The 16,502-nt window shown below is 35.7% G+C and carries 18 protein-coding genes and 1 other annotated feature; of the genes, 17 read left to right on the forward strand and 1 reads right to left on the reverse strand.

Features of this window, described 5'->3' with window-relative positions; genetic code table 11:
• Positions 1-304 precede the first annotated feature (304 nt).
• The 8 genes from BLR36_RS07135 (at position 305) to BLR36_RS07170 (ending at position 7,520) form a co-directional block, all read left to right on the forward strand.
• Positions 305-817, forward strand: a complete 513-nt coding sequence (locus tag BLR36_RS07135; protein WP_093061045.1) for a DUF1572 family protein — start codon at positions 305-307, stop codon at positions 815-817.
• A 16-nt stretch (positions 818-833) separates the two neighbouring features.
• Positions 834-1,364: a GrpB family protein gene (locus BLR36_RS07140; RefSeq protein ID WP_093061046.1), complete on the forward strand. Its 531-nt coding sequence runs from the start codon at positions 834-836 to the stop codon at positions 1,362-1,364.
• 441 nt (positions 1,365-1,805) lie between these two features.
• Positions 1,806-2,023 (forward strand) — a binding site (T-box leader).
• Positions 2,024-2,095: 72 nt separating this feature from the next.
• Positions 2,096-3,127, forward strand: coding sequence for an anthranilate phosphoribosyltransferase (gene trpD, locus BLR36_RS07145; RefSeq protein WP_093061047.1), 1,032 nt, complete (start codon positions 2,096-2,098; stop codon positions 3,125-3,127).
• Positions 3,124-3,915, forward strand: a complete 792-nt coding sequence (trpC, locus tag BLR36_RS07150) for an indole-3-glycerol phosphate synthase TrpC (RefSeq protein ID WP_093061048.1) — start codon at positions 3,124-3,126, stop codon at positions 3,913-3,915. The genes trpD and trpC overlap by 4 nt, the downstream gene beginning before the upstream one ends.
• Entirely contained in the window at positions 3,912-4,529 is a 618-nt protein-coding gene (locus tag BLR36_RS07155; protein ID WP_093061049.1) for a phosphoribosylanthranilate isomerase, read from the forward strand. The genes trpC and BLR36_RS07155 overlap by 4 nt, the downstream gene beginning before the upstream one ends.
• Positions 4,529-5,734, forward strand: a complete 1,206-nt coding sequence (gene trpB, locus BLR36_RS07160; RefSeq protein WP_093061050.1) for a tryptophan synthase subunit beta — start codon at positions 4,529-4,531, stop codon at positions 5,732-5,734. The genes BLR36_RS07155 and trpB overlap by 1 nt, the downstream gene beginning before the upstream one ends.
• Positions 5,727-6,515 (forward strand): tryptophan synthase subunit alpha, encoded by a 789-nt coding sequence (gene trpA, locus BLR36_RS07165; RefSeq protein ID WP_093061051.1) that lies wholly within the window; start codon positions 5,727-5,729, stop codon positions 6,513-6,515. The genes trpB and trpA overlap by 8 nt, the downstream gene beginning before the upstream one ends.
• 132 nt (positions 6,516-6,647) lie before the next feature.
• Entirely contained in the window at positions 6,648-7,520 is an 873-nt protein-coding gene (locus BLR36_RS07170; protein ID WP_175453996.1) for a GNAT family N-acetyltransferase, read from the forward strand.
• A gap of 7 nt (positions 7,521-7,527) precedes the next feature.
• Here BLR36_RS07170 and BLR36_RS07175 read toward each other — a convergent pair whose 3' ends face one another.
• Positions 7,528-7,746: a DUF3951 domain-containing protein gene (locus tag BLR36_RS07175; RefSeq protein WP_093061053.1), complete on the reverse strand. Its 219-nt coding sequence runs from the start codon at positions 7,744-7,746 to the stop codon at positions 7,528-7,530.
• A 73-nt stretch (positions 7,747-7,819) separates the two neighbouring features.
• Here BLR36_RS07175 and BLR36_RS07180 point away from each other — a divergent pair, with 73 nt between their 5' ends.
• The 9 genes from BLR36_RS07180 (at position 7,820) to BLR36_RS07220 (ending at position 16,429) form a co-directional block, all read left to right on the forward strand.
• Entirely contained in the window at positions 7,820-8,305 is a 486-nt protein-coding gene (locus BLR36_RS07180; protein WP_093061054.1) for a tetratricopeptide repeat protein, read from the forward strand.
• A gap of 153 nt (positions 8,306-8,458) precedes the next feature.
• Positions 8,459-8,827, forward strand: a complete 369-nt coding sequence (locus tag BLR36_RS07185; RefSeq protein WP_093061055.1) for a cytochrome-c oxidase — start codon at positions 8,459-8,461, stop codon at positions 8,825-8,827.
• Between the two features lie 191 nt (positions 8,828-9,018).
• Complete coding sequence (locus BLR36_RS07190) at positions 9,019-9,822, forward strand: DUF4097 family beta strand repeat-containing protein (protein ID WP_175453997.1); 804 nt, start codon at positions 9,019-9,021, stop codon at positions 9,820-9,822.
• Positions 9,823-9,959: 137 nt separating this feature from the next.
• The gene (locus tag BLR36_RS07195; RefSeq protein WP_093061057.1) at positions 9,960-10,769 is read left to right on the forward strand and encodes a YitT family protein; all 810 of its coding nucleotides are present in this window, start codon (positions 9,960-9,962) and stop codon (positions 10,767-10,769) included.
• 142 nt (positions 10,770-10,911) lie between these two features.
• Complete coding sequence (locus tag BLR36_RS07200) at positions 10,912-12,516, forward strand: spore germination protein (RefSeq protein WP_093061058.1); 1,605 nt, start codon at positions 10,912-10,914, stop codon at positions 12,514-12,516.
• Between the two features lie 21 nt (positions 12,517-12,537).
• Positions 12,538-13,725: a Ger(x)C family spore germination protein gene (locus tag BLR36_RS07205; protein ID WP_093061059.1), complete on the forward strand. Its 1,188-nt coding sequence runs from the start codon at positions 12,538-12,540 to the stop codon at positions 13,723-13,725.
• A gap of 6 nt (positions 13,726-13,731) precedes the next feature.
• Complete coding sequence (locus tag BLR36_RS07210) at positions 13,732-13,956, forward strand: hypothetical protein (protein ID WP_093061060.1); 225 nt, start codon at positions 13,732-13,734, stop codon at positions 13,954-13,956.
• 36 nt (positions 13,957-13,992) lie between these two features.
• Positions 13,993-15,108 carry a GerAB/ArcD/ProY family transporter gene (locus BLR36_RS07215; protein WP_093061061.1) on the forward strand — a complete coding sequence of 372 codons (1,116 nt, stop codon included), beginning with the start codon at positions 13,993-13,995 and terminating at the stop codon, positions 15,106-15,108.
• A gap of 364 nt (positions 15,109-15,472) precedes the next feature.
• The gene (locus tag BLR36_RS07220) at positions 15,473-16,429 is read left to right on the forward strand and encodes a tyrosine recombinase XerC (protein ID WP_093061062.1); all 957 of its coding nucleotides are present in this window, start codon (positions 15,473-15,475) and stop codon (positions 16,427-16,429) included.
• Positions 16,430-16,502: the final 73 nt, after the last annotated feature.

Consider the following 16,502-nt stretch of genomic DNA (forward strand, 5'->3'; position numbering starts at 1 on the left):
TCTTACGATATGTATTCAACTCCTTTTATTAACCTGTTTAATTTTACTTGTTTATTATAACTTCAATTATTTAAATGAACTTATGGATAGCCCTACTTATGAATAATATTTTAGAAGACAAGTTAATGGAACTAACTAGGTGTATGTTTTTAATAAAACGAAGAGGTATTTTTACTAACCATACTTAAAGATCATTGTGTACGATTGAAAATCGATTAATTTAAAGTCTGTTTTTAAACAGCTTATTTTTCTGAATATTTCCTTTATAATGATGATAGAAGGAAACTAGAAGGAGAGGATTATTATGAACGAGCTATTAAATTTACACAATGATTTTATTCGTGTTATCCGGAAAAAGTTTTTAGATTTAGTAACTGATACAGAAAAGACAATCATGCAAATGGAGGAAGATAATCTTTTTTGGAATCCAAATAATCACTCCAATAGCGTAGATATAATTATTAAACATATGAGTGGTAACTTAAAATCACGGTGGACCGACTTTTTGACGACTGATGGGGAAAAGCCAACAAGAAATCGAGACGATGAATTTGAAAGTACTATACAATCTCGCGAAGAATTGCTGAAAATTTGGTCAGAAGGTTGTCAAGTTTTTTTGAATGCTCTTGATACAATTCAATCAGAACATCTGCTCCAAACCATTTATATCAGAAATGAACCACATACTGTCATGGAAGCTATAATAAGAAGCCTTTCTCATACTTCCTCTCATGTTGGCCAGGTAATTTATATTGCAAAACAAGTGACTGCTGAAGAAAAATGGACTACATTGTCTATTCCCAAAAAGAAAAGATAAAGTGGAGGAATTATTTTTGAAACTAGGATTAGCAAAGAACGAGATAACGTTATTACCATACACGACCGAATGGGAGAAAGAGTTCAAAAGAGTGAAACTAGAAATTATAGATGCTACTGGACTTCCAAGAGATCGGATACAGCATATTGGGAGTACTGCAATCATTAATATGCCTGCAAAACCAATTATAGATATATTATTAGGAGTAGATGATCTTTCAAAAGTAGATCAAGCTATTTTTAAAGAGTTACAGAATATTGGATTTCTAAGACTTCGAGTGGAAAGACCAGGTGAAATAGTTTTTGCTAAGTTTACGGATCAAACTTATGAAGTAAAAACTCATTTCATTCATATGGTTGATTTTGATAGAGAATTATGGAAAAACCAACTATTCTTTCGTGATTATTTAAATTTAAATGAGAAAGCTAGAGAAGAATATGAGAACATCAAAGTAACTAGTGTAAAGCAAGAGGATATAAACATAAATACGTATTCAGTTTTAAAAGAACCATTTGTAAAAAGTATTTTCAAAAAGCGGACGAACTAGCATGCAGGAAAATGTTAATGTGTTGTGTACTAGAATAAATAGATTGATCTTCTCATGGGTGGACGGCCCAATTTTCAATTTTCTTTTTAACGACTGCAACAGGAGGGGGTACTGCTTAGACAGTATTTGAATCGTCGTAATTATGATGAGCTTTTCTTCCATAATGATAGCATTGATTACGTTTACCTTTTCAATGACAAAAAGTAATCCATCTATGAGTTAACGCTCGGGTGGATTACTTCGGGAATCAATAAAATAAGACGTTCGGTGACAGGATGTACACTTGCATTGTAAATGATTTGTAAAATGATAAAAATTGATTGACAATTATAAGTATTCCTACTATCATAATAGTTAACTTTTATGTTCGGATTATAGGTAGAAGATGCTAACAGTAGCATCGCCTAAGAACAGATGAGCCGAGATTAGTTAGTATAGCGGAGAAATTGTTTAAATAAGAATAGTAGCTTCAGTAGACAATTTAGAGAGTCAGTGGTTGGTGGGAACTGATTTGTCTCTGGTGTGAATGGACTTATGAGAGCTTCCTCGAGAACATATAATTTGTTTTAGAGGTAGACGTGTTTCCTACGTTACAGGAGCTTAAGTGGGAGTATTACACTCCAACTAGAGGTGGCAACGCGGTCAACACCGTCCTCTTCCAAGGGATTTTTACAATTCCTTGGAAGAGGACTTTTTTTATTTAGCTAGAGACGAGCAGAGGAGAGATTGAGATGAGAGAGTTTATCGAAAAAGTAGAAATGAATGAAGATTTGTCTTATGGAGAAATGACTATAGCTTCTAAGCTAATGTTTTCAGAAGATACGGAAGTACAGCAGATTGTCGATCTTTTAATCGGACTTTCCAAAAAAGGCGAAACATCCAATGAGGTAGCTGCGCTTGCAACGGTTATGAAGTCCTTTGCAATAAACTTAAACGAGCCAGTAGGTAATTATATGGACAATTGCGGTACGGGCGGTGACGGGCTGAATAGCTTTAATATTAGTACTACTTCAGCATTTGTGTTAGCTAGTGCTGGAGCAACAATCGCCAAGCACGGCAACCGGAAAATTTCAAGTAGCGCAGGAAGCTCCGATGTACTAGAAGCAATAGGAATAGAAACAACTATTGGCCCGGAAGCATCCATTGAGTTATTGAAGCAGGAAGGATTAACATTCCTTTATGCGCCAAATGTACATCCAAAACTAAAGCGAATTGGTATTGCTCGAAAAATGATTGGAAAGCCAACAATCTTTAACTTGGTAGGTCCTTTGACGAACCCTATTCACATACAAACTCAATATACAGGTATCAATCGACCAGAATTCACGATGGAATACGCAGAGGTGTTACGAATTTTAGGAAGAAAGAGAGCAATTGTCGTTTGTGGTGCTGGAGGAATGGATGAGGCATCTCTCTCGGGCGTCAATGAATTAGTATTATTAGACAATGGAGATTTAATCCCCTTTAAGTTGACAGCAAATGATGTAGGTTTAGCTTCTGCCCCTATTTCTGCAATACGTGGTGGCGATGGTCATACTAACGCTAAAATAATGCGCAAAGTCCTCCAAGGTGAAGCAAGTGCCTATTTAGATACCGTTCTTTTTAATAGTGGAATTGGATTATTTGCAGCTGGTATTGTTAGCTCTATTCAAGAAGGTGTTAAGATGGCGGCTGATTCTATTCAATCAGGAAAAGCTTTAGAAAAGCTAGAAGCAGTTATTGCTTTTAGTCAGCAATCTGTACGTCACGAGGTGGTATTATGACAACCATTCTAGATAAAATATTGGATGCTAAAAAAGGTCAAATACAAGAGTTATTAAAGTATTCCATTCAAGAACAAAACGACTCGTCAGTTAGACCTTCCTTATTTGAGTCACTTTATCAATCTGAAAGATTACAAGTGATTTCTGAGATTAAACGTGCTTCTCCATCAAAAGGATTGATAGCTGAAGGAGTTAATCCTGCTAAGCAAGCTTCTCAATATGAACAAGCTGGAGCAGCATGTATTTCTGTATTAACCGATACACCCTTTTTCCAAGGGACATTTGAGGATTTAGCAGAAGTTGCTCGTACGGTATCAATCCCAATACTTTGTAAAGACTTTATCATTCATCCAATTCAGATAGATTATGCAAAACATGCAGGTGCATCTGTCGTGTTACTGATTGTTGCAGCACTAGACCAAGAAAAACTTTCAACTTTATATAAATATGCTCTAAGTAAAGGCTTGGAAGTATTAGTGGAGGTTCATGATTCTGTGGAGCTGGACCGTGCTTTGCAGCTAGATGCGAAACTAATAGGGGTTAATAACCGTGATCTACGAACATTTCATGTAGATTTGTCCCGAACTGCAGAAATCGCATCTATCTTTCCATTTGAAGAACAACGTGTACTTATAAGTGAGAGCGGTATTTGGGATTCTGCTGATGCTAAAAAGGTTGTTAACTATGGTGCCAGTGCAGTACTTGTAGGGGAATCGTTAATGCGCAGTGGAGATGTAGGGAATGCTCTTAAAAGCTTACAGGTAAAAAGAGAGGTAATTAACTCATGACAAAGGTGAAAATTTGTGGGCTTATGGAGAAGGAACATGTGGAAATCGCCGTAAGCGCTGGAGCAGACGCAATTGGTTTTCTCTTTGCTCCGAGTAAAAGGAAAGTAACAATTGAGCAAGCGCGCGAACTAGCTAAAGACGTGCCTCCTGGGGTTTGGAAGATAGGAGTTTTTGTAAATCCAACCAAAGAGGAACTAATAAATGCAATCCAAGAGGTTCCGCTAGATTATATACAGTATCACGGTCACGAAACCCCAGACATTGTACTATCAAACAATCTCCCCTCTATTAAAGCGTTATCGGTTCAAAATGAGGCGGATGTTGTTCAGGCGAAACAATATATGACTGATTTTTATTTGTTTGATGCACCTGGTACTGATTATCAAGGCGGTAGTGGTAAAGTTTTTGACTGGAAGCTGATGGAAGCTAATCATATTCCGAATGAAAAAATTATTCTTGCAGGTGGTTTGAACCCCAAAAATGTTAAAGCTGCGATTGAGAGAGTAAATCCTTATATGGTTGATGTGTCTAGCGGAGTAGAACGAAATGGTAGGAAAGATAAAGAACTAATTCAATCATTTATACGAGCTGTAAAAGATAGGAGTGTGGAATAATGGTTAATACAACAGAAGAACAAAGAGTTGGTAGATACGGTAGATTTGGTGGACAGTATGTTCCAGAGACGTTAATGACCGCTTTGAAAGAACTTGAAGATGCATATGAGGATGCAATTTCAGATACAACTTTTATGGATGAACTCAATTACTATTTAAAAGACTATGTTGGTCGTGAAACACCATTATACTTTGCAGAAAGACTGACAAAAGAACTTGGTGGAGCACAAATTTATTTAAAAAGGGAAGATTTAAACCATACAGGTGCCCACAAGATTAATAATACAATTGGCCAGGCGTTGCTCGCAAAGCGAATGGGGAAAAAGAAAATTGTCGCGGAAACGGGCGCTGGACAGCATGGTGTTGCCACTGCAACCGTGTGTGCACTATTTGACTTAGAATGTGTTGTTTTCATGGGAAAAGAAGATGTGCGTAGGCAGGAACTAAACGTATTTCGTATGGAATTACTTGGTACAAAAGTTGTTTCCGTGGATCAGGGATCCGGCACACTTAAAGACGCAGTCAATGAGGCACTTAGATATTGGGTTTCCAATGTAGAAGATACGCATTATATTTTAGGCTCTGCGCTAGGACCACATCCTTTCCCAAGAATTGTTCGTGATTTCCAACGGGTAATTGGAGTGGAAACTAGACGTCAAATTGTTGAAAAGGTTGGTAAATTGCCTGATGCAGTTGTCGCTTGTGTTGGTGGTGGAAGTAATGCTATTGGCATGTTCCATCCATTTGTGGACGATAAGGATGTCGCGTTATACGGTGTGGAAGCTGGAGGCAGTGGTATTTCAACTGGTCTTCACGCAGCGGCTGTTACTGGTGGAAAAGAAGGAGTTCTGCACGGTGCTTATATGTACATATTGCAGGATGACAATGGTTTTATCCAAGAAGCACATTCGATTTCAGCAGGGCTTGATTATCCTGGAGTTGGTCCAGAGCATTCCTATTTACACGATATTGGCCGAGTGAAATATACTTCTGTTACCGATGCTGAAGCGTTAGAGGGTTTGCAGCTATTATCGAAAAAAGAAGGCATTATACCTGCTCTTGAAAGTGCTCATGCCATTCATTTTGCTACGGAGCTTGCAAAAGAAATGTCACAGGAAGAGATTTTAGTTATTTGTTTATCAGGGCGTGGGGATAAGGACGTTCAAACTGTAAGAGATGCGTTAGGGGTGAATAACAATGGCTAAGAAGAAACTATTAAATGCCATTCAATCTGTTAATAGCCAGGGTGATAAAGCTTTTGTTGCTTACATGATGGCTGGAGACGGTGGTCTAGAGACATTAAAGTCAAAAATACTATTTTTACAAGAAGCAGGGGTAACCGCAATAGAACTTGGAATACCTTTTTCCGATCCTGTTGCAGATGGACCAAGCATTCAGCGAGCAGGAGAACGAGCATTAGCAAATGGTACAACACTCCGTTTGATACTACAGGAACTTGAAACTTTTTATAAAGAAGTAACTGTTCCACTCGTCCTAATGACGTACTATAATCCGTTATTAAGCTTTGGATTAGAGCAGGTTGCACAAGCATGTGAAAAACTAGGCATAGCAGGTTTAATCGTTCCAGACGTGCCAATTGAAGAAACAGTAGAACTCCAGAGAGCACTAGCTAATACGGATGTTGCCTTGGTTCCACTTGTGTCCCTAACAAGTCCACCAGACCGTATGGCTAAAATTACTGCATCAGGTGAAGGGTTTATCTATGCAGTTACAGTAAATGGAATCACAGGAGTTAGAGATGGATTTGGTGAACAATTGGAAAGACATTTTATTAGTTTGTCGGAGCAAAGTAATGTCCCAGTGTTAGCAGGCTTCGGAATCTCTACACCCGAACAAGTAAAAAGCATGGGGACAATAGCAGATGGCGTGATTGTAGGAAGTGCTATAGTTGATGCTTTCCATCAAAATGAGTTGGAGAAAATAAAAACACTTGTACAGGCTGCTAAAACGGGTGTATTAAACTAAAGCTTTATATATGATAAATGGTAAAGAGAGTAGCTCAAAATTGAGTTGCTCTTTTTTCCATTTGTGTATATCTTTACAATAAGATGAATGATAAAATATTTTGATAATGAAGTTTTAGAGAAGGAGATTGATATGACGCTCTATATAAGTAATCCGAAAAATTTGGAAAGATTAGCTGCTTTCTTAGAGATTATTAATAAGGATGACTCTTTTCATATTGGTTATTGTGGAGAAGATAAGAAGGAAATTTACGATACACTTTCTAATGATTTTTCAGATATTGATATGGAGAAATCATTTGTCGTTGCCTATGATAAAGACAATATAGTAGGTGCATTAGGATTTGATATAGATGAAGAAAATAAGAGTGCCGAGGTGTGGGGGCCGTTTGTCCAAAATGGAGAAGATTATTCTCAAATTGCAAATGTTTTATGGCAAGTTTTAGAGGATACTATTCCTTTTAAACTAAATGAATACATGTTTTTTGTGAATGAAAAAAATACGTTAGCTAAGCAATTTATTGAACATAAAAATGGAAGGGAAACTGGACATCATCTTATCTTGAGCGCAGATAGAACTAGCTTAACAGATGGTGAAGATATACATATTAAAAATTATGATCCTATCTTTCACAAATCGTTTAGTGCCCTTCATCATCTTGCTTTTCCAAATACCTATTATAATAGTGAACAGATTCTTTCAAGAATTAGTGATGATAATCGATTATTCATCATCCAACACAATAATAAGATAAAGGGCTATGTTTATGTGGAGGCTATTCCACTTCACGGAGAAGGAACAATTGAATATATTGCTGTTTATCCAGATTTTCGAGGGTCAGGAATAGCAACAAATTTAATGAGAGCTGCTCTTCATCATTTATTTTCCTATGAAGCAATAGAAGAAATCACGTTAAGTGTGGGGGCTAACAACAAAGCTGCAATAGCTCTTTATATGACCTCAGGATTTCAACTAAAACATACACTGGTTGCATACAAAAGGTAGAAAAGAATTATTCTGATCGGTTAGTGCGCTCTTCATAGTTTTTTTCGTGCTTGGTGTCTCTCAATATTTGGTTGTTATGCTTCTCCTCGGGATCCAACCCTGACATCAAATCATCAAAAGGATGATAGTTAATAGTAGGAAAACGTTTCTTCTTGATCATTTTGTATGTTATTCGAGCGATCAAGACAATGAAAAAAAGTCCAAATAGAATACTAGCTATATCCATTATTAAACACTCCTTTCATTATACTATTCTACAAAGAATAACAAATACCTTTAAAGAGAGGGATATTAAAGTTATGCAAAAGGAAATAGAGGAAGCCATAATTTTAAGAAATACAGGAAGGACAATAGAATCAAATGAGCTCCTACTACAATTAGTAGAAAAATACCCGAATAACGCAAGTATCCACTACCAATGTGGTTGGAGCTTTGATGTTTTAGGTGAAGAGACACAAGCTATATCATTCTATGAAACAGCGATAAAGCTTGGACTACCCAACGATGAATTGGAAGGGGCCATAATAGGTTTAGGGAGTACATATAGAGCACTCGGTTTCTATGAGAAATCTAAGGATGTGTTTTTGAATGGTATAGAATTATTTCCGAATAATAAAGCCATTCAAGTGTTCTACGCCATCACGTTGTATAATCTTAGTGAACACTCAAATGCTACCGAGTTATTATTGAATATACTATTAGAAACGACTAATGAAAAACAAATACTTGCTTACGAAAAAGCATTGAAATTCTATTCTAAGCACCTAGATGATGTATGGAAATAAAGTAGAGGAATGATTTTATAAACTATGCATGAATCATTTATATACTATATAGCACACTTTTCTCGCAAACTCGTATATTGTGGGGCTTAATAATTTTCTTCCTTGCATAGAATATAGAGCATTAATAATTCTATTATTCGAAGGGAGAAGTAAATGGGAGTAAGGCTGATTCAAATTTCCGTTGTTTATTTTGCTATTGGGGTTACGTTAGGAATGTATATGTCTATGGCCCATGATTATGCATTAACAGGTGTTCATGTACACATTAATTTATTAGGTTGGGCATCTTTTGCACTTGCAGGAATTGTCTATCATTTATTTCCTGCAATTTCTCAAAATATTTATGCAAAACTGCATTTTTGGAGTGCAAATATAGGTATTCCATTAATGATGATTGGCCTAACTGTTTTAATATTAGCAGCAGCCGAGCAAGTGACGATAATTATCGCGATAGGCGGAGTATTAGTAGTGTTTAGTGTAATCATGTTTGCAATCAACGTTTTACAAAATGTGAGAGCATAATTGTTGCCCATAAAGGCACAGATTTTATTAGTGCCTTTAAAATACATATGTTATAGATACATCAAAAATAGGTTTATCGTAAACGATATACATCTTGAGACGTAGAGAACTTCCCATCTCTGGACCATAGGAAATGGTAATCATTCCTTTATAATGTTATGTATAAGGTAAATAAATGGGAGGTTACAGTAGTGAGTATAAAAAAAATCGGTATCATCGCAATTATTGTAATAATTTTGGGATCAGCTATTAACATAGGGATGAGCATTGCTGGTGGGTTTATCAAAAATTCACAAAAAATTGAATTAGGGAATGAAGAGTTCACTAAGATAAACATTACTGGAGATAACACTACTATTAAAGTTGTTCCAACAGCCAGTTCTCATGGGAAAGTTGAATTTACAAGCAAAAAGAGCTCAGGTAGTAGAGTAGAGGCTTATGTAGAAGGGGATACGTTATATGTAGAACTGAAAAAGAAGAAGCTTTTTAACTGGTTTAATATTGGAATAAATGCAAGAGGTAACAAAATTGTCTTATCTGTACCAGATGAAAAATACGACGAGTTAAGAACAAAAACAGATAATGGTCAAATTATCGCAAAAGGTCTTCAATTTAAAAACGTTGATATTGAGTCAAATAACGGAAAAATTGTATTAGGAAATTTGGAAACTAAGAAGGTCAATGTAAAAACGGATAATGGCAAAATAGATCTTCACCATGTAACTGGAGATATAGATGCGAAATCGGATAATGGTCAAATATCTATGGTAACGGATAACCTGGATCGAACTATATCTTTGAAAACAGATAATGGACTTATTAATATTCTGACGTCCTCTGAACCAAAGAACGTAACAATTCAAGCGAATATAGATAATGGAAGAATTAATATTTTTGGTTCTGCCAATGAAGAGACTATTTTTGGAAAGGGTAAGAATAAAATTAACTTAAAAACGGACAATGGAATAATTTCGATCAAAAAAGGGAATGAATAAAGAAACTTCAGTATGATATTGACGAGTTCGTTAATCTTTGTTACATTGTTTCTTATATCATTTGTGAAGAGAAAATTCTAGTAAAAGAAAAACTCGTCCTTAATGGGCGAGTTTTTTTATGAGGAAGGAGCAGTCATTTGTTAAAATATTTAATTGTAATTGTTGGCTCCTTTATAATTGCTATTGCGTTTAATGCATTCTTAGTGCCTCATGAAATATTAAGCAGCGGAATTAGTGGTATAGCTATTTTGTTGGGACTGATCACTCCTTTTGATACAGGTATACTTAACTTTGTTATGAATGTACCTCTATTAATATTGGGATATTACAAGCTCGGTAAAGAAATTACACTTAATACGCTCGTATGTGTAGTATCGTTATCCATATTTCTATATACTATTCCTGCAGAGGCTATTTCTAATAATACATTGCTCTCAGCCATATTTGGAGGAGCTATTGGTGGTGTGGGAATAGGTCTAATTATGAAATACTCTGGTACCTCTGGAGGGATGGACATAATAGCTATTATTATATCTCGTTCAAGTAATTTTAGTGTTGGTTTGCTTCTCACAGGAATGAACAGTGTTATTGTGCTTATTTCAGGAGCCATTTTTACCTGGGAAATAGCACTATATACATTATTATCAATATATTTGACCGGTAAAGCGATTGATACTATTTATACCAATCATGAAAAACTAACGATGCAAATAATAACGACGGCGGCTGAACCTATAAGGCAGGAATTATTAGCAAGTATTTATCGAGGCGTGACAGTCACAGAAGGCTTTGGTGGCTACACACTAGAAAAAAAGAACATCTTAATCATGGTCGTAACTCGTTATGAAATGTTGCAAGTAAAACAGATTATTCAAAAGCATGATAAAAAAGCCTTTATAAATATTTTCGAAACAGTAGAAGTCGTTGGGCAATTCGCTAAAAACTAAAACGTACGTATTATTTTCACCATAAGTCGATGTTCCTAAATTAGGAATGTCGGCTTTTTTTATCTGGAGGAAAGGAATATTATTGCATGTATTTGGACAAACTTCTTGGGTAAACAAAAAAATTTAAAAAAAGAGGGATAATATGGGTTTTTTTGATAAGGAAAAAAAAGATCAGTCAAAATCCTCCACTCCTTCAACGAGTCAAACGACGGAGTCCAATGAAAATCACCCTTTAAAAACTAGCCTTCAGGATAATATAAAAACAGTTAAAGATACGCTTGGTGCTAGCTCTGATATAGTCATTCGAGAAATTCGAATTGGTAAAGGGGGAGTCCTTAAAGCTGCGTTAATGTATACAGATGGTTTAAGCGATACAGTTGCTATACAAAACTTCATCTTGGAGTCGTTAATGCTAGATATTAAACATACAGAAATAGAAAGTGAGCTCATTCATAATCCAAGACTTATGAAAACATTAAAAGACTTTGCCATGACCGTGGGAGAAATAAAAGATGTTACCAAATTTGACGAGTTATTTCTTCACCTTCTATCTGGGGATGTAATTCTATTGGTCGATGGATATTCGGAAGGACTAAACATTGGTAATAGGCGCTGGGCAGAACGCGGAGTTACTGAAAGTACAACCCAAACAGTAATTAGAGGTCCAAGGGAAGCATTCTCAGAAAATATACGTATAAATACGTCGTTGGTCAGAAGAAAAATTAGAGATCCTCAGTTGTGGATGGAAACCAAAACAATTGGAAAACGTACAAAAACGAATATTGCGGTAATGTATATTAATGGCGTTGCAAATGACAAAATAGTGGAAGAAGTTCGTTTGCGACTAGATCGCATCGACATAGATGCAATACTTGAAAGTGGCAATATTGAGGAATTGATACAGGATGCACCAATGTCAACTTTTCCAACGGTATATAATTCGGAACGTCCTGATGTTGTGGCTGCAGCTATCTTGGAAGGCAGAGTAGCTATTTTCATCGACGGTACACCGTTTGTACTAACCGTTCCTGCCTTATTTGTTCAATTCTTTCAATCGTCAGAAGATTATTATCAACGTGCTGATCTTACTAGTCTTGTTCGAATCCTTCGATTTTTTTCATTTGGGATCGCTTTACTTGCTCCTGCATTATTTATAGCTGCCACTACTTTTCATCATGAAATGATACCGACTTCACTCGTTATTAACCTAGCGGCTCAACGAGAGGGTGTACCATTTCCTGCATTTATAGAAGCTCTCATAATGGAAGCCACCTTTGAAATTTTGCGAGAAGCGAGTTTAAGAATGCCAAGAGCCATAGGTTCAGCCATGGCAATAGTCGGGGCATTTGTTATTGGTACGGCAGCGGTGGAAGCAGGTATGATTTCTGCTGCGATGGTAATTGTTGTTTCCATTACAGCTATTGCTAGTTTTGTTTCACCTACTTATGACATGGCATTTTCAGTCAGAATTTTGAGATTTGTATTTATGGGGCTTGCTGCTTCATTTGGTTTATTTGGAATTACGGTTGGGTTAATTGCATTAGTTTTGCATCTATGCAGTTTGCGTTCGTTTGGAATTCCATATATGTACCCAATAGCACCTTTTAATATGGAAGGTCAAAAGGATACTTTTATTCGTTTACCTTTATGGAAAATTTTCACACGTCCTCATTTAATCAGTCAAGAAAATATAGATAGACAGCAAAATCCGACTTCTGCAATGCCAGAGCCTGAAAAAGAACAATGAAGGATAGTAAGGGGGTTACTTATGAAACGAGGCATCTTTATTTTACTGATTCTTTGCATAGTACTAACGGGTTGTTGGAATCGGAGGGAATTAAACGAGCTAGCTATCACACTGGCAATGGGCCTTGATAAAATAGACGACGAATACGTTGTTTCGGCTCAAGTCGTTGTACCTTCAGAAGTCTCCATGAAAGGTGGTAAAGGGACGACCCCAGTTACTCTCATCCAAGGACGAGGAGAAACAGTGTATGAAGCCATTCGAAAAATGACAAAGAGCTCTTCTAGAAAAGTATATCCTGGACATCTGCGGATGCTTGTAATAAGTGAATCATTAGCTAGCGAAGGAATTGGGCATCCCATAGATTTAATATCTAGGGATTGGGAGTTACGATCGGATTTCTATGTTGCTATAGCTAAAGACTCTACAGCGGAAGAGATTTTAAACGTGCTAACTCCGTTAGAAACAATACCAGCAAATAAAATGTTTAACACACTTAAAGTGTCCGAAGAAAACTGGGCAGCTACCGTAGGGATTACATTGGATCAGTTAATTACAGATCTAATAAGTAATGGAAAAGAAGCTGTGTTAACGGGAATTATTGTGACCGGAAAGCAGGAATTAGGATCAAGCACAGAGAATGTGATAACAGTTACTCCAAGTGCTAAGATTAAGGTGGATGATTTAGCTGTGTTTAAAGGCGATAAACTGGTTGGGTGGTTAACTGAAGATGAAAGTAGAGGCTATAGTGGCATTACAAATCATGTGAAAAACACAGTAGGAACTATTTCTTGTCCTGGTGGAGGAAGAGCAAGTTTAGAGGTTCTTAGTTTCAAATCAAAAGTAAAAGGTAAAGTTAAAAATGGAAGTCCGGAAGCAGATATCAATGTTAAGATAGCTGCTAATGTAGGTGAGATAGAATGTTCAATTGATATTAGTAAAGCTGAATCAGTTGAAGCTCTAGAGAAACTCTACGAAAAAGCAGTCAAAGTTACGATTAACGATTCTATTACCAGCGTACAAGAAAAATATGAGACAGACATTTTTGGATTTGGCAATGCAATTCACCGATCATATCCAAATGAATGGAAAACATTGAAAAATCAATGGAATCAGCATTTTACTGAAATGAAAGTGAATATTAAAGTAGACGTGAAGATTCTTAAAACTGGTACCGTAAATAATTCTGTAGTAGAAAGTAGAAAGGACTAACTGATCATGCTGAAAAGCGTAGGAATACTTCTAGTAGCTGCATTCATCGTATTTATAGAAGTTCCATCTCTCGTGGAAAAAAAGTATAAAAAAGAATTGATTGTGTTTTCGATTCTTCTTACTATTGGAGTTGGGTTAGGTGTAGCACATAGTTTAGGAAAATCTATTCCTAATCCAATTGATCTTCTAACTTTCATTTTTAAGCCAGTACATGATGCATTAATTCGATAGGTGAATTAGATCGAAAGTTAGGTGGAGATATATAATATGATGCAAAACGTTAAAATAAATTCATACCAATTTCTAGTTTTAGTTATCTTTTTTACGGTTGGTACGAGCATCTTAGCTGTACCTTCAGCTTTAGCTATCGTTGCGAAGCATGACGCTTGGATTTCCGCAATACTTGGTACTGCGCTCGGACTATTGATTGTATGGCTATTTACGAAAATAGGTATTTGGTTTCCTAACCTCACCTTTGTACAGATGAATGAGACTCTTTTCGGAAAGTGGATAGGTAAAGTATTTTCATTCTTATTTTTATCCATGACTCTTTTATTTACTGCTGTTATTTTGTATTATTCTGGTTCATTTCTAACCACGCATGTGATGCCAAATACACCAATGGCAGCCACTAATATATTGATGGCGATTATATTGGTAATGGCAGTTCGTCTTGGACTAGAGACCATTGCTCGTTCTGCAGAAATCTTAACTGGTGTTTTCTTCATACTCTTTATTTTATTAGTCATTTTTATTGCACCAGAGATTAAATATGAAAACATTCAACCTGTATTTGAGGTAGATATTAAAAGTATAGCGGAATCGTCGTTAACTTTGATCGTTGTCTCTTCAGTCAATGCTGTTACTTTACTAATGATTTTCCCTGCCTTTATTAACCAACCTAAATCTGCTAAAAAATCTTTTTTTATCGGAAATTTAATAGGTGGACTAATCATTATTATCATCACATTTTTGTGTATTACCGTATTAGGTGCTGATTTAACTGCAAGACAGGAGTATCCGAGCTATGGTCTGGCCAAAATGATTAACATCGGGAACTTTATAAACCGAGTTGAGTCACTGATGGCTGCACTTTGGATTATTTGTCTCTATTATAAGATGGTTCTATATTTTTACGCATCGGTTTATGGGCTAGCACAAATTTTAAATTTGAAAGATTATCGTCCTTTAACGTATCCGTTAGGGATGATTGTAGTTGTTCTATCGCTCGTGGTTTTTCCAAATGTTATTGATCAACATATTTTTGATTCGACTACAAGTAAGTACTTTTCCTTAACGATTGGGCTTCTGTTACCTCTTTTAATGGTTATCGTATATGCCATACGAAGAAAACAATTAAAAAAAGATGCTAAGCCTTCTTAAGATAATTTCTTTATAAGAAGTGGAATCCATTTACGGAAATGCATGCCAAGAGAGAATTCTCTTGGTTTTTTTATTGCGTTTTATATGGGGGTAATAACTTTGACTGATAAGTAAGTGTTTTACTAAAATATTATATAAACTAAAAGAAAAATCAATTTCAAGTTTAGAAGCAAGTTATGGTCAATTACTCACGAAATAAAAGTTAAAAGACTCTCAGAGCTAATCTGAAGCAGCCTAATATTTGGAACTAAAAAGTAATATTACCTTTTTTGATGACAAAATTCATATATTTTCTATAAGGTTCCCAAATACATATTTGGGAACCTTATTTTGTGATAAAATGGGAGGATAAAGGGGTGAAGTAATGCAAAGTGATTTACCTAAAATAGTAAAAGATTTTCTAGTCTATTTAACGACAATTAAGGGAAAATCTTTACGAACACGAAAAGAGTATGAATATGACATCACATTATTTTTAAGATTTCTAATAGCAGTGGAAAATGATTTAGATATAGCTAAAATCAATGAAATCTCAATTAAAGATATTACGATTGATTTTATTAAGGAAGTTTCATTGGAAGATATGCATTTATTTTTGGAATACTGTGAAATGGAGCGTAATAATAGTGCTGTTACACGGGCAAGGAAAGCAGCAACTCTTAAATCCTTTTTTAAATATTTGAAAGGGAAAAGAAGAATGTTGGACGAAAATCCAGCAGAAGAATTGGAAACACCGAAAATCGGCAAGAAAAAGCCAATATATATGGATCAACAAGAGGCAGAAAAATTTATAGCAGGAATAAGAAAGAACAAACATTACTATCGCAATTATAGTATGATCATGTTCTTTTTAAATCTAGGTATTCGAGTTTCGGAATTATGCAGCTTAAATATCACATCTGTCCAAGACAACCTGTTGCATGTGATAGGTAAAGGAAATAAAGAACGTACGGTTTTCCTAAACAAAGCTTGTACCGTGTCACTTTATAAATATATGGAAAAGGAACGCCAATACATACAAGGATCAACGACAAATGAAGCGTTATTTCTGTCCCAAAAAGGAACTAGACTAACTCGGCAAACAGTTGCAAAAATCATCAAAAAAATCAACCAAGACTCCGGCTTAAATAAAGAAAAACTTACACCGCATAAGCTAAGACATACATCTGCAACTATTATGTATAAAAGCGGTGCTGATATTAGAAGTCTACAGCACATCTTGGGTCATACCAGTGTATCTACTACCCAGATCTATACACATGTGGAAGATAAAGAAATACGAGGGGTTATTGAAAGCAATCCCTTTAATCTTTTAGTTTAATATAATTATATTATGTAAACTATTGAATATGGACAAACTAGTAAGTCATAGGATGATAGTGCATAAACTAAAA

It is taken from the genome of Psychrobacillus sp. OK028, from assembly GCF_900103605.1.
In the GTDB taxonomy this organism is placed as follows: Bacteria; Bacillota; Bacilli; order Bacillales_A; family Planococcaceae; genus Psychrobacillus.